The organism is Streptomyces sp. NPDC020362 (genome assembly GCF_040642095.1).
Classification (GTDB): domain Bacteria; phylum Actinomycetota; class Actinomycetes; order Streptomycetales; family Streptomycetaceae; genus Streptomyces.
Genome location: NZ_JBFAET010000091.1, coordinates 22,571 through 35,777, shown reverse-complemented (window position 1 = coordinate 35,777; position 13,207 = coordinate 22,571). Strand labels below are relative to the sequence as shown.

Genomic DNA, 13,207 nt, shown 5'->3' with positions numbered 1-13,207 from the left:
ACGGCCTGCGTCGGCTCAGACGCTCGGAGGCACCCGGGACGGCCGCCCCGAGCCGCGCGTGAGCGCGTAGCCGCCTATGCCGGCGAGCGCGGCGAGCAGGCCGCCCACCGCGGTCCACACCCAGCGGTCGGTCCACCAGCCGGAGGACCAGCCGTCGTCGGGCTCGATGCTGAAGAGCTTCGCCGACTTCGAACCGCCCTGCTCCGCCTCGGACTTGACGGCGATGCCCGGCACCAGCGGCTTGGCCAGCGAGCCGTCCACCGCCGCCGCGCCGCCGATGTCCTTGGAGTCCACCCGTACCTCGGTGCTCACCGGCAGACCGAGGTCGGCGGAACCGGCGAGGTCCGCCACCGTCAGCCGGACGTAGTACGTGCCCGGCAGCGGGTCGTTGGCCCACGGCTCCGACCAGGCGCGCACCGTACGCAGCACGCAGGCCAGCTCGACCGAGGACGCGTCCTGCGCCGCGGTGCTGGTCGCGGCGCCGTACTGGCAGGCCTGGCGGCGGCGCAGACCGTCGTACACGTCGATCTGCCAGGTCTGCGCCCCGTGGGTCCGGGGCAGCTTCACGGTCGCCTTGACCGTCGGCCGCTGCCCGGCGTCCGCGGGGAACGACCAGTACAGGTAGTCACCGGTGGAGGCGGAGGCGGTTGCCCGCTGTCCCTGCTCGATCCCGGTCGCCGTACGGAACGACGTGCCCGCCTGGGTGGGCGCCTTGCCGTCGTCCGAGGCGCTCGGCGACGGGGAGGCGTCGGCCGCCGCGGGTCCCGCGGCCAGCCCGAGCGCCAGCAGCGCGGCACCCAGTACTCGCGTGATACGCATCAGTTCGTCCTCCAGACCGCGATCCGCCACCGCGACAGCCAGCCCCACAGCAGACCCGCCACGAAGCCGGCCAGCACCAGTGCGCCGAGCAGCCACCAGCCGCGCCCGAGACCGAAGGAGGCCACGTCGCCCGCCTCGTCGGGGCCCTTCACGACGTCGACGGTCAGCTCCAGAGGCAGGCCCGGCGTCGTCTTGACGCCCGAGGCGGCCGAGAAGGAGTTGGTCACCTGGAGGCACACGGTCTCGGCGCCGGCGTTGTCGTCGTCGCTCTCGGCCCTCGGGTACCTCAGGCCGGTGGAGACGACGTCCGTACGGCCGTTGCCCGCCGCCTCACCGCGCACGATCTCGCGGCCGTGCCGGGTCACCGCCCGCAGCAGCACACCGTAGCCGGGGTTGACCGCCCGGTCGTCCGCCACGCTGACCGAAGCCCGCAGCTCCTGGCCGGGCTTGACGTCCACCGTGTACCAGCGCTGCTGGCCGAACTCCTCGCGGTCCGTGTACAGCCCGGACTTGAGGGACGGCGCGTCCGTGCACTGGTTCCCGCCCTGCGTGGCCACCGGGGTCACCACCGGATCGGCGGCCCGGTCCACCAGCTGCCCGACGCGGTCGGTCAGTTCTTCCTTGTGCTGGACCGAGGTGTAGGTGCCGCCGGTCGCGTGCGCGATGCAGCTGAGCTGGTTGCGGGTCTTGGCGTCCGGCACCAGGCCGAGGGTGTCGATGGTCAGCCCGATGCCCTTGCTCGCGATGTCACGGGCCACCTCGCACGGGTCGAGCGGCTGGCAGGTGTCCTCGCCGTCGCTGATCAGGACGATACGGCGGGTGCCGTCGCCGCCGTCGAGATCGGAGGCCGCCTTCAGCAGCGCCGGGCCGATCGGCGTCCAGCCGGTCGGCGCCAGCGTGGCCACCGCCGTCTTCGCCTCGGTCCGGTCCAGCGGGCCGACCGGGTAGAGCAGCTGGGTGTCCTTGCAGCCCGTCCTGCGGTCGTTGCCGCGGTAGTTGGCGCCCAGGGTGCGGATGCCGAGCCGGACCTCCTTCGGCGTCGCGTCCAGCACCTCGTTGAACGCCTGCTTCGCCGCCGCCATCCGCGAGCCGCCGTCGATGTCCCGCGCCTGCATGGAACCGCTGACGTCCAGCACGAGTTCGACCTTCGGCGCGGCCTGTTCCGTCTCGTCGGCCGTGGCCGAGGCCGGGAAGGCGAGCCCGGCCGTCAGGGCGGCGAGCAGAGCGCAGACGCCCGCCGCCAGCCGTTGTCTTCTGATCATCGGCGGATCCTATTGATCCAGGGTGCCGGGCTCCAAAACGAGCGGGTTCGGCAGCGAGGTCCACTGGTCGCCGGGGGTGTCCGGGGACAGCCGCATCAGCGTCAACGCCTTGGCCGGGACCGGGCCTTCGAGCAGGGCCGCCAGATCGGGGGTGCGGGGCAGGCCGGGTACGGCGGCCGCCAGCGCCGCACCGAGCGCCGGTCCCGAGCCCGCCGTACCGGCGAGCGCCCCCGCCACCAGGGAGCCGAACAGCTTGCGGCGCAGGGCCGTCTCGTCGTCCGTGATCAGCCGGCCCGTCAGACCGGGCGGGGTGATCCCGTGGCGGGAGAGACGGACGGGGCTGATGCGGATGTCGGCGAGGTCGCGGTAGACGAGCCGGACGGGGGTGTGGTCGTCCGACAGGACCACCAGCAGGTTCTGGCCGTGGGCCTCCAGAGCCACCCCCAGGTCCAGCAGGCGCAGACCGACGGTGAGGGCGAGGCGGGCGAAGGCGGCCAGCCAGGCGGGGGAGTCCGGCAGGGAGGTGGTGGGCAGCGCCGCCACCGGAACCACCCGCTCGCCCGGGCCCGCGAACACCTCCGGCGACTGACGCAGCAGCGCGGCCAGATCGGGGGAGTGCGCGGTGGCCGCGCCGAAGGTGCGGGTGATGTGCAGCAGCCCGTCCGTGCGCGCGGCCAGGTCCGTGGCGAGGTCCGACAGCGCCGCGGACGCCCCGACCGAATACGTGGAGATGTCCCTGACCGAGGAGGTCAGCCGGGCACTGAGCGCGGTCTTCACATGCGGGCCGCCGGGCACGGCCAGCGTGCGCAGGGACATCAGCGGGTGGGCGGGGCGCCACGGGACGTACGACCGCTTGAGCACATGGGCCGCCTGCCACGGGTGCACCGGCAGCAGCAGGTCGTCCCCGTCCCGCAGCTCCCCGGGCCATTCCCCGGACACCAGGCACTCGGCAGCCGGCACGGCGACCGTGCCCAGCTCGACCACCGGGCGGTGCTCCGGACCGTACGCCAGCTGGTCCGCCACCGAGAAGCCCGGCCGGGAGCGGCAGTTGGGGTGGAAGGGATGGCCGTCGACCACCCGCTGCTCCCACTCCCAGTCCCGCTCGGGCCACTCCTTCGGGTGATCCGCATCCGCGCGCGACAGCGCCAACGAGGCAACGCTGTGCCCGAGTTCGACCGCGAAGCCCGTCGCGTGCGGCACCGCGAGGCCGGTCATCAGCAGCGCCGGATCCTCGTAGCGCTCCCGGTCCAGGCGGACGGCGCCGACATGGTCGCGGGTCGCGTACGGGTCCGCGTGCGGGCCGTGCAGGGTCCGGCCGTCGGCCAGCCGCAGGGCGAGGCCGTGCGCCCCGCGCACCCTGCCGGTGACCCACGGCAGCGGCTCATGGGCGAGCGCACGCCACAGGCGGGTCAGCACCGCCGCGCGGGCACCCGGCAGCTCGGCCGTGTACCGGGGCAGCAGGCCGGGCCGGACGGCGGCCAGCTCCTCGGCCATCCCGGCCTCGGCGGTGGGGGACTGATACACGGTCTGGGCTCCTCGGGTACGGCCGGCGCGGGGCACGATTGTCAGGGACGGAAGACATACTGTTCACACGGGCCCGGACGAAGAACGAATGGATCGCGTGGACCTCAAGCCCCCCGCCGGCATCGTCGGACAGCGCGCCGACGCCTATGCGGCCGCCCCCCTGCTCAACTGCCTGCTGCGAGAGGTCGCCGTGCCGCTCCCGGACGTCGGCGAGTGGCCGGCGTACCGGTTGCCCGGTACGGGCCGCCTGCTGCGGGTGCGCCCCGGCCGGCGGCCCGCCGACCCCGAGGTGCACGCCGCCGGGGCCTGGCACCGCCTCGGCCACACCGAGCTGGTCAAACTGGTCGCCGAAGAGCTGCGCCGGCACACCGGGCTGGCGGGCGGCGACCTGCCCGCCGAGATGATCGACAGCCGGGACGCGGTCGCCGCCCTGCTCACCGCCCGCGCCCGGGCGACCGCGCCCGAGGACCCCTACCTGCGCTCCGAGCAGTCCCTGATCACCGGCCACCCCTACCACCCCGCCCCCAAGGCGCGCGGCGGCGGCCCGGTCGCGGCCTGGCTGCCGTACGCCCCCGAGGCGTACGCGCACTTCCCGCTGGTGCTGCTCGGCGTCCGCGAGGACCAGGTGGCCGAGGAGGGCGACACCCGCGCCCTGGACGCCCTCGGCACGGCTCCGCCCGGCTACCGGCTGCTGCCCGCCCACCCCTGGCAGCTCGGCCTCGTCGCCGACGACCTCGCCCCCGCCTTCGCCGACGGCCGCCTGGTCCGGATCGGTACCGCCGCCTTCGACACCTGGCCGACCGCCGCGATCCGCACGGTGTACGAGCCCCGGCGCGACCTGTTCCTGAAGTTCAGCCTCGATGTGCGCATCACCAACGACATCCGCCGTCTGTGGCGCCACGACCTCCTGAAACTGCGCCGCACCGACACGGCCGCCACCGCCGCCTTCGCCGCCATGGGCGGGCCCGCGGCCTGGCTGGGCGACCACGGCTACCGCACGGCCGCCTTCGCCTTCGAGGAGCTGGCCGTGCTCGTCCGGGACGGGCTGCGCGGCCACCTCCTGGCCGGGGCCACCCCGCTGCTCGCGGCCGGGCTCGCCGAGGGCTTCGAGGGCAGCCCGCTGGCCGCCGCGCCCGATCCGCAGGCCTGGTGGGAGGCGTACCTGCGGCAGGTGGTCCCGCCCGCCCTCACGGCGTTCCACGACCACGGGGTCGTCGTCGAGGCGCACCTGCAGAACACCCTGGTCGCCGTGGACACGGCCGGCACGCCCGTGCAGGCGCTGTTCCGGGACGCCGAGGGCGCCAAGCTGCTGCCGGACGTCTCCCGCGCGGCCGGCTGGGAGAGGCTGGTGTACTGCCTGGTCGTCAACCACCTCAGCGAGATCGCCGCCGCCCTGGCCGAAAACCACCCCGGCCTCGACCCCTGGCCCGCCGCCCGCCGCGAACTCGCCCGCCACGACCTTCCCGAGATCCCGTCCCTGCTCGCCGCGCCCACGCTGCCCGGCAAGACCAACCTGTTGCTGCGCTGGACGGACGCGGACGGCGCGGCCGCCCGCTACCTGCCTCTGCCGAACCCGCTGCGGGGCGACTGAGCGGGCGCCGGGTGCAGCGCCCCGAAGGGACACAGGGCTGTTTCGACATGCAGCTCCGCTGCGTGGGCGCGACCGGCCACAACGGAGCCGCACCCGACGGACGGCCCATCGCGGCCCTCCCGGTGTACCGCTTACGCTGGCCGGTGTGCTGCGCGACGTGACTGCTGTTCGATACGTGACCCCCTTGCGGTCCGGCGGCTCCGTCCCCGGAGTCGTCGAGGCCGACGATCTCGGCACGTACGTCGTGAAGTTCACCGGCTCCGCGCAGGGCCACAAGGCGCTGGTGGCCGAGGTGATCGTCGGCGAACTGGCCCGTGCGCTCGGCCTGCGCTTCCCGGAACTGGTCCTGGTCCACTTCGACCCGGCCATCGCCGCGGACGAGCCGCACCAGGAGGTGCGTGACCTGCACGGCGCGAGCGCGGGGGTCAACCTCGGCATGGACTTCCTGCCGGGCGCCGTCGACTTCACCCCCCGGATCGCGAAGACGTTCCCGGTGGACCCTGCGGAGGCGGGCAGGATCGTCTGGCTCGACGCCCTGACCGCCAACGTGGACCGCACGGTCCACAGCTCCAACCTGATGGTCTGGCCGACGCTCGGCACCGCGCCCCCGCGCCTGTGGCTCATCGACCACGGCGCCGCCCTCGTCTTCCACCACCGCTGGGACACCACGACCCCGGGCAAGAGGTACGACTTCCGTCACCACGCCCTCGGCCACTACGCCCCCGACGTCCGGGCCGCCGACGCGGAACTGGCCCCCCGGGTCACCGAGGAGCTACTGCGCCGGACCGTCGCCGAGGTGCCGGACGCCTGGCTCGCCGAGGATGCGGGATTCGCGACTCCGGACGACGTCCGGGCGGCCTACGTCGACTACCTCCTGGCGCGGGTACGGCTGTCGCAGGAGTGGCTGCCCACCGACTTCCCGAGCCGTGAGGAACTCGCGGCCGAGGAGGCCGCCCGCGCGGCGAAGACGCAGCAGGGCCGTCCGGCATGGCTCAAGCGGGTCCCCGACCTGCACGGCAAGCCGGCGGCGGAACAGGATTGGTCGGTGCACCTGGGATGAGGACCCCCCGATGACCCAGCGCGTCCAGATCGAGTACTGCACCCGGTGCCGCTGGCTGCCCCGCGCGGCCTGGCTGGCGCAGGAGCTGCTCACCACCTTCGAGAGCGAGCTGACCGAGCTGTCGCTCAAGCCCGGCACCGGCGGCGTCTTCGTCGTCCGGGTGAACGACGAGGTCGTCTGGGACCGCCGGGAGCAGGGCTTTCCGGAGCCCACGGCGGTGAAGCGGGCCGTACGCGACCGAGTGGCCCCGGGAAAGCCCCTGGGCCACTCGGAGGGATCCTCGTAAGGGCCGGTCCCCGGCCTGCGCCGGGGCCGGCCCCCGGGCTGCGTCGGGTCAGCCCCTGAGCTGCTCGTACGCCGGCAGGGTGAGGAAGTCGGCGTAGTCCTCGTCGAGGGACACCTGGAGCAGCAGGTCGTGCGCCTGCTGCCAGTGTCCGGCCGCGAAGGCCTCCTCGCCGATCTCCTTGCGGATCGCGTCCAGTTCCTCGGCGGCGACCTTGCGGGCCAGCTCCGGCGTGGCCTTGTCGCCGTTCTCGAACTCGACGCCCGCGTTGATCCACTGCCAGATCTGGGAGCGGGAGATCTCGGCGGTGGCCGCGTCCTCCATCAGGTTGAAGATGGCGACCGCACCCAGCCCGCGCAGCCAGGCCTCGATGTACCGGATGCCGACCTGGACGGCGTTGACGAGTCCGTTGTACGTGGGCTTCGCGGCCAGCGAGTCGATCGCGATCAGGTCGGCCGCCTCGACGTGGACGTCCTCGCGCAGCCGGTCCTTCTGGTTCGGCTTGTCGCCGAGGACCCGGTCGAAGGACTCCATGGCGACCGGGACCAGGTCCGGGTGCGCGACCCAGGAGCCGTCGAAGCCGTCGTTCGCCTCGCGGTCCTTGTCGGCGCGGACCTTCTCGAAGGCCACCTTGTTGACCTCGGCGTCCTTGCGGGAGGGGATGAAGGCCGCCATGCCGCCGATGGCGTGCGCACCGCGCTTGTGGCAGGTGCGGACGAGGAGTTCGGTGTACGCGCGCATGAACGGGGCGGTCATCGTGACCGCGTTGCGGTCCGGCAGCACGAACCTCGGTCCGCCGTCACGGAAGTTCTTCACGATGGAGAACAGGTAGTCCCAGCGGCCGGCGTTCAGCCCCGAGGCGTGGTCGCGCAGTTCGTAGAGGATCTCCTCCATCTCGTACGCGGCCGTGATCGTCTCGATCAGGACGGTCGCCCGGACGGTGCCCTGCGGGATGCCGACGTAGTCCTGCGCGAAGACGAACACGTCGTTCCACAGCCGGGCTTCGAGGTGCGACTCGGTCTTGGGCAGGTAGAAGTACGGGCCCTTGCCGAGGTCCAGCAGGCGCCGGGCGTTGTGGAAGAAGTACAGGCCGAAGTCGACGAGGGCCCCGGGGACCGGTGCGCCGTCGGCGTCGACGAGGTGACGCTCGGTCAGGTGCCAGCCGCGCGGGCGCATGACGACCGTCGCCAGTTCCTCGTTCGGGCGCAGCGCGTACGACTTCCCGGAGTTCGGGTCGGTGAAGTCGATGGCGCGGGTGTAGGCGTCGATCAGGTTGGCCTGGCCGAGGACCACGTTCTCCCAGGTGGGCGCCGAGGCGTCCTCGAAGTCGGCGAGCCAGACCTTCGCGCCCGAGTTGAGCGCGTTGATGGTCATCTTGCGGTCGGTGGGGCCGGTGATCTCGACGCGCCGGTCGTTCAGTGCGGCCGGGGCCGGGGCGACCTTCCAGGAGTCGTCAGCGCGCACGGCGGCCGTCTCCGGAAGGAAGTCGAGCGTGGAGGTGCGGGCGATCTCGGCGCGGCGCTCGGCCCGGCGGGCCAGGAGTTCGTCACGGCGCGGGGTGAACCGCCGGTGCAGCTCCGCCACGAAGGCGAGCGCCGCGTCGGTGAGGACCTCCTCCTGCCGGGGCAGGGGCTCGGCGTCGACGATGGCCAGCGGAGACGGCGCTGGTGCGGACATGAGCTGTCACTTCCTTCAGCGGTGGCACCGGGTGCCAAGAGGCACGAATAGGGCAATCAACGTCCGCTGTGCGGCCGGACGCTTCTGAACAGTGGATAGTAGTTTCCTCATTGTGGAACTTCAATGGTTTGTTGATGTCGAGATTCTCTGGGTCGAGGCAAGGTGGCGCTCAGTGCCACCCCGTTCACTCAAGGTGGCTCAGGTCGGCCTCGGTGTCGATGTCGTACGCCGCGGCCACGTCCGCGCACTCCACCAGCGTGATCGCCGCCGCGTGATCCCGCAGGTAGGCGCGCGCCCCGCGGTCCCCGGTGGCCGTCGCCGCGATGCCCGGCCAGTGCGCCGCGCCGAAGATGACCGGATGTCCGCGCACGCCGTCGTAGGCCGCCGAGACCAGTGACTCCTCGTCCTCGTACGCGCCGAGTACCCGGGCCACCGCCGCCGGCCCGATCCCCGGCTGGTCGACCAGGCTCACGAGGGCCGCACGGACGCCCGTGGCGGCGAGCGAGCCGAGTCCGGCGCGCAGCGAGGAGCCCATGCCCTCGGCCCAGTCGGGGTTGTCGACGAGGAGGCAGCCGCCCAGCTCGGCACGCGCCCGGACCTCGTCCGCCTGTGCCCCGAGCACGACGTGGATCCGTCCGCATCCGGCCGCGCGCAACACGCCGACCGCGTGTTCGACCAAGGGGCGCCCCCGGTGCTGCAGCAGCGCCTTGGGGCGCCCGCCCAGCCTCCTGCCGCCGCCCGCGGCGAGCAGCAGCCCGGCGATCTCCTCGTGTCCGTCCTGCTTGTCCGTCATGCGTCCTGCATACCTGACGCGGAACGCGGCGGCCCGTTTCCTTGGGCTGAATTTCGGTCCGCCCGGTGGCGCTCCCGGACGGGGTGGCGTTAACTGACCCGCGCACGAGGGAGCGCCAGGGGGGAGAGCTGTGTTGCGGAGCTTGGGGCAGAGGCGAGTGACCGGCAGCAACGAGGACCCGAGAGTGGCGGAACTGCGGACCGCGGTGTCCCGGCTGCGCCGCGAGCTCGCCGCGTTACCGTCCGAGTTCCCCGACCGCGGCATAGCCGAGGACGAACTGGCCACCCTGGCGGCGATGGCGGCCGGCGGCCTCCCGGAGATTCCGCGCCTGCGCGGCTCCCTGTTGCTGATCGCGGGCGCGATCGGCTCGGTCAGCGCGCTGTCGCGGGGCCTGTCGGACGTACGGCAGGCGGTGGATCTGTTCGGGGAGGCTCCGAGGGCCTGAAAGCGCTGAGGTCCCCTCGGGGGCGCGGGGAACTGCGCGAACGGTCACAACGTGCCCGCAGCCGATGGGCGCCGGCAGTGCCCCTCTCTCAGGCGCCAGAACTGGCCAGTGCCTGGGACAGCTCGACGGCAACCTGCTGCAACACCGGAACGATCTTGTCCGTGGCCGCCTCGGTCACTCGCCCCGCAGGCCCGGAGATGGAGATCGCGGCCATGGTGGGGGAGTCCGGCACGGACACCGCAAGGCACCGCACCCCGATCTCCTGCTCGTTGTCGTCGACCGCGTACCCGAGCTGCCGCACGTCCTCCAGGGCCGCCAGGAAGCCGTCCGGCGTGGTGATGGTCTTCTCCGTCGCGGCCGGCATCCCCGTGCGGGAGAGCAGCGCCCGCACCTCCTCGTCGGGCACTGCGGCCAGCAGCGCCTTGCCCACTCCCGTGGAGTGCGGCAGAACCCTGCGGCCCACCTCCGTGAACATCCGCATCGAGTGCTTCGACGGCACCTGCGCCACGTACACGATCTCGTCGCCGTCCAGCAGCGCCATGTTCGCCGTCTCGCCCGTCTCCTCCACCAGCCGGGCCAGGTACGGCCGTGCCCAGGTGCCCAGGAGGCGGGAGGCGGACTCGCCGAGGCGGATCAGCCGGGGGCCGAGTGCGTACCGGCGGTTCGGCTGCTGGCGTACGTAGCCGCAGGCCACCAGTGTGCGCATCAGCCGATGGATGGTGGGCAGCGGCAGCCCGCTGGACGCGGACAGCTCGCTCAGGCCGACCTCGCCGCCCGCGTCGGCCATCCGCTCCAGCAGATCGAAGGCGCGCTCCAGGGACTGGACCCCACCGCTGGCGGTGGGCTTGGCGGAGTCGTTGGTGCTGGCGCTGGACGTCGGCACGGCGCGTTCCTTTCGGGGCTGGCAGGAAGGGCAGAAGCCTACCCGGCAGTCGGTTGACTCCCTGCTCGTGCGTAGCTACGTTCTGCCTGCTGGAATTCTAATTCCGCTTTGTGGAAATGTCCAGAGTGGGCGCCCCGCCTGCATCGCTCAGAAGTGTGCCTCTTGACGGCGGGATGACGGGAGTGAAGACTCCTTCAACAGAACGTTGAAGTCCGTTACGTGGGTGTAAATACCGTTTCCTGGACGTAAAACGGTGGCAGAGAGAGGGGTTCGGGTGTCCGACGCTGAACTGGTGCTGCGTTCGACGCGCGTCATCACTCCGGAGGGGATGCGGGCCGCCACGGTCACCGTGTCCGCCGGCACGATCACGGCCGTACTGCCGTACGACGCCGCGGTCCCGGCCACGGCACGCCTGGAGGACCTCGGCGACCACGTCCTGCTGCCCGGTCTGGTCGACACCCATGTGCACGTCAACGACCCCGGTCGCACCGAGTGGGAGGGCTTCTGGACCGCCACGCGCGCGGCGGCGGCCGGCGGCATCACCACCCTGATCGACATGCCGCTCAACTCCCTCCCGCCGACCACCACCGTCGGGAACCTGCGGGTGAAGCAGGAGGTGGCCGCCGACAAGGCGCACATCGACGTCGGCTTCTGGGGAGGCGCGCTCCCCGACAACGTCAAGGACCTGCGACCCCTGCACGACGCCGGGGTCTTCGGGTTCAAGGCGTTCCTGTCGCCGTCGGGCGTGGACGAGTTCCCGCATCTCGACCAGGAGCAGCTCGCCCGGTCCCTCGCGGAGATCGCCGGCTTCGACGGCCTGCTGATCGTGCACGCCGAGGACCCGCACCACCTGGACGCCGCCCCGCAGCACGGCGGCCCCAAGTACGCCGACTTCCTCGCCTCCCGTCCGCATGACGCCGAGGACACGGCCATCGCGAACCTCATCGCCCAGGCCCGCCGTCTGAACGCGCGCGTGCACATCCTGCACCTGTCCTCCGCCGACGCGCTGCCGCTCATCGCCGCCGCCCGCGCCGAGGGCGTCCGCGTCACCGTGGAGACCTGCCCGCACTACCTCACCCTGACCGCGGAGGAAGTCCCGGACGGCGCCAGCGAGTTCAAGTGCTGCCCGCCCATCCGCGAGGCCGCCAACCAGGACCTGCTCTGGCAGGCGCTGGCCGACGGCACCATCGACTGCGTCGTCACCGACCACTCGCCGTCCACGGCCGACCTGAAGACCGCCGACTTCGCCACCGCCTGGGGCGGCATCTCCGGCCTCCAGCTGAGCCTGTCGGCCGTCTGGACCGAGGCCCGCGGGCGCGGCCACGGTCTGCAGGACGTGGTCCGCTGGATGTCCACGCGGACGGCCGACCTGGCCGGCCTGCGCCACAAGGGGGCCATCGAGGCCGGCCGCGACGCCGACTTCGCCGTCCTCGCCCCCGACGAGACCTTCACCGTCGACCCGGCCGGCCTCCAGCACCGCAACCGGGTCACCGCGTACGCCGGCAAGACCCTGTACGGCGTCGTGAAGTCCACCTGGCTGCGCGGCGAGCGCATCGTCGCCGACGGCGAGTTCACCGACCCGAAGGGCACGCTGCTCACCCGCCCCCAGTAAGCCACCCCGTGCACCCGCACCCCGCCGACTCCCGAAAGGAACCCCTGATCACCGTGACGGCGATACCCAGCTTCACCGGCGACGCGAACCCCTACGGAGGAGGCGACCCGTACGCGGACTACCGCACCGCCGACTTCCCCTTCACCCAGTACGCCAACCTCGCCGACCGTCAGCTCGGCGCCGGGGTCATCGCCGCCAACGACGAGTTCTTCGCCCAGCGCGAGAACCTGCTGGTTCCCGAGCGGGCCGAGTTCGACCCCGAGCACTTCGGCCACAAGGGCAAGATCATGGACGGCTGGGAGACCCGCCGCCGGCGCGGTGTCTCCGCCGAGCACCCCTGGCCGACGGCCGAGGACCACGACTGGGCGCTGGTCCGCCTCGGCGCGCCCGGCGTGATCCGCGGGATCGTGGTCGACACCGCCCACTTCCGCGGCAACTACCCGCAGGCGGTGTCGGTCGAGGGCGCCTCGGTGCCGGGCTCCCCGTCCCCGCAGGAGCTGCTGGGTGACGACGTGAAGTGGACGACACTGGTCCCGCGCACGCCGGTCGGCGGCCACGCGGCCAACGGCTTCGCGGTCTCGGTCGAGCAGCGCTTCACGCACCTGCGGGTCAACCAGCACCCCGACGGCGGTATCGCCCGCCTGCGTGTGTACGGCGAGGTCGTACCCGACCCAGGGTGGCTGGCGGTCCTCGGCACCTTCGACGTGGTCGCGCTGGAGAACGGCGGCCGGGTGGAGGACGCCTCCAACCTCTTCTACTCCCCGGCCACCAACACCATCCAGCCGGGCCGCTCCCGCAAGATGGACGACGGCTGGGAGACCCGCCGCCGCCGCGACCGGGGCAACGACTGGATCACCTACCGGCTCGCGGCCCAGTCCCGGATCCGCGCGATCGAGATCGACACGGCCTACCTGAAGGGCAACAGCGCGGGCTGGGCCTCGGTGTCGGTGAAGGACGGCGAGGACGGCACCTGGACCGAGGTCCTGCCGCGCACCCGCCTCCAGCCCGACACCAACCACCGTTTCGTCCTCCCGGCCCCCGCCGTGGGCACGCACGCGCGCGTGGACATCTATCCCGACGGCGGCATCTCCCGGCTGCGCCTGCACGGTTCCCTCACCCAGGAGGGCACGGCCGGACTGGCGGCCCGCCACCAGGAGCTGGGCGGCTGACCCGCCCCCCCCGCACATACGTGGAGCCCCCCACTCGTGCGTGGAGCCCCCCACTCGTGCGTGGAGCCCCCACTCGTGCGCCGGGCCCC

12 protein-coding genes are annotated in these 13,207 nt (G+C 72.6%); 6 read left to right on the top strand and 6 right to left on the bottom strand.

Annotated elements, in window-relative coordinates; genetic code table 11:
* Positions 1-15 precede the first annotated feature (15 nt).
* Genes AB0H32_RS27755 through AB0H32_RS27745 form a run of 3 tightly spaced genes read right to left on the bottom strand, consistent with a single transcriptional unit; the run spans position 16 to position 3,605 of the window.
* On the bottom strand, positions 16-819 hold the full coding sequence (locus AB0H32_RS27755) for a hypothetical protein (protein ID WP_361125458.1): 804 nt from the start codon (positions 817-819) through the stop codon (positions 16-18).
* Positions 819-2,081 carry a VWA domain-containing protein gene (locus AB0H32_RS27750; protein WP_361125456.1) on the bottom strand — a complete coding sequence of 421 codons (1,263 nt, stop codon included), beginning with the start codon at positions 2,079-2,081 and terminating at the stop codon, positions 819-821. Before AB0H32_RS27750 ends, AB0H32_RS27755 begins: the two co-directional genes overlap by 1 nt.
* Before the next feature lie 9 nt (positions 2,082-2,090).
* The gene (locus AB0H32_RS27745) at positions 2,091-3,605 is read right to left on the bottom strand and encodes an IucA/IucC family protein (RefSeq protein WP_361125454.1); all 1,515 of its coding nucleotides are present in this window, start codon (positions 3,603-3,605) and stop codon (positions 2,091-2,093) included.
* Positions 3,606-3,693: 88 nt separating this feature from the next.
* Between AB0H32_RS27745 and AB0H32_RS27740 the strand changes: the two genes are divergently transcribed.
* The 3 genes from AB0H32_RS27740 (at position 3,694) to AB0H32_RS27730 (ending at position 6,542) form a co-directional block, all read left to right on the top strand.
* Positions 3,694-5,196 carry an IucA/IucC family protein gene (locus AB0H32_RS27740; RefSeq protein WP_361125452.1) on the top strand — a complete coding sequence of 501 codons (1,503 nt, stop codon included), beginning with the start codon at positions 3,694-3,696 and terminating at the stop codon, positions 5,194-5,196.
* Between the two features lie 145 nt (positions 5,197-5,341).
* The gene (locus AB0H32_RS27735; RefSeq protein WP_361125450.1) at positions 5,342-6,256 is read left to right on the top strand and encodes a HipA family kinase; all 915 of its coding nucleotides are present in this window, start codon (positions 5,342-5,344) and stop codon (positions 6,254-6,256) included.
* Positions 6,257-6,266: 10 nt separating this feature from the next.
* Entirely contained in the window at positions 6,267-6,542 is a 276-nt protein-coding gene (locus tag AB0H32_RS27730; protein WP_361125448.1) for an Rdx family protein, read from the top strand.
* 48 nt (positions 6,543-6,590) lie between these two features.
* Here AB0H32_RS27730 and aceB read toward each other — a convergent pair whose 3' ends face one another.
* Both aceB and AB0H32_RS27720 read right to left on the bottom strand, forming a co-directional pair.
* Positions 6,591-8,216, bottom strand: coding sequence for a malate synthase A (aceB, locus tag AB0H32_RS27725; RefSeq protein WP_361125446.1), 1,626 nt, complete (start codon positions 8,214-8,216; stop codon positions 6,591-6,593).
* A 184-nt stretch (positions 8,217-8,400) separates the two neighbouring features.
* Positions 8,401-9,009 (bottom strand): nucleotidyltransferase family protein, encoded by a 609-nt coding sequence (locus AB0H32_RS27720; RefSeq protein ID WP_361125444.1) that lies wholly within the window; start codon positions 9,007-9,009, stop codon positions 8,401-8,403.
* 130 nt (positions 9,010-9,139) lie between these two features.
* Here AB0H32_RS27720 and AB0H32_RS27715 point away from each other — a divergent pair, with 130 nt between their 5' ends.
* A complete protein-coding gene (locus AB0H32_RS27715; protein WP_361125442.1) occupies positions 9,140-9,454 on the top strand; it encodes a DUF5955 family protein in 315 nt (104 codons plus the stop codon).
* An 88-nt stretch (positions 9,455-9,542) separates the two neighbouring features.
* Here the strand turns inward: AB0H32_RS27715 and AB0H32_RS27710 are convergent, their stop codons facing one another.
* Positions 9,543-10,337, bottom strand: a complete 795-nt coding sequence (locus AB0H32_RS27710; protein ID WP_361125440.1) for an IclR family transcriptional regulator — start codon at positions 10,335-10,337, stop codon at positions 9,543-9,545.
* Positions 10,338-10,611: 274 nt separating this feature from the next.
* On the opposite strand from AB0H32_RS27710, the gene allB reads away from it, so the two are divergent.
* Together allB and alc are read left to right on the top strand one after the other, a co-directional pair.
* Positions 10,612-11,949 carry an allantoinase AllB gene (gene allB, locus AB0H32_RS27705; RefSeq protein ID WP_361125438.1) on the top strand — a complete coding sequence of 446 codons (1,338 nt, stop codon included), beginning with the start codon at positions 10,612-10,614 and terminating at the stop codon, positions 11,947-11,949.
* 53 nt (positions 11,950-12,002) lie between these two features.
* Positions 12,003-13,118, top strand: a complete 1,116-nt coding sequence (gene alc / locus AB0H32_RS27700; RefSeq protein ID WP_361125436.1) for an allantoicase — start codon at positions 12,003-12,005, stop codon at positions 13,116-13,118.
* The last annotated feature ends 89 nt before the right edge of the window (positions 13,119-13,207 follow it).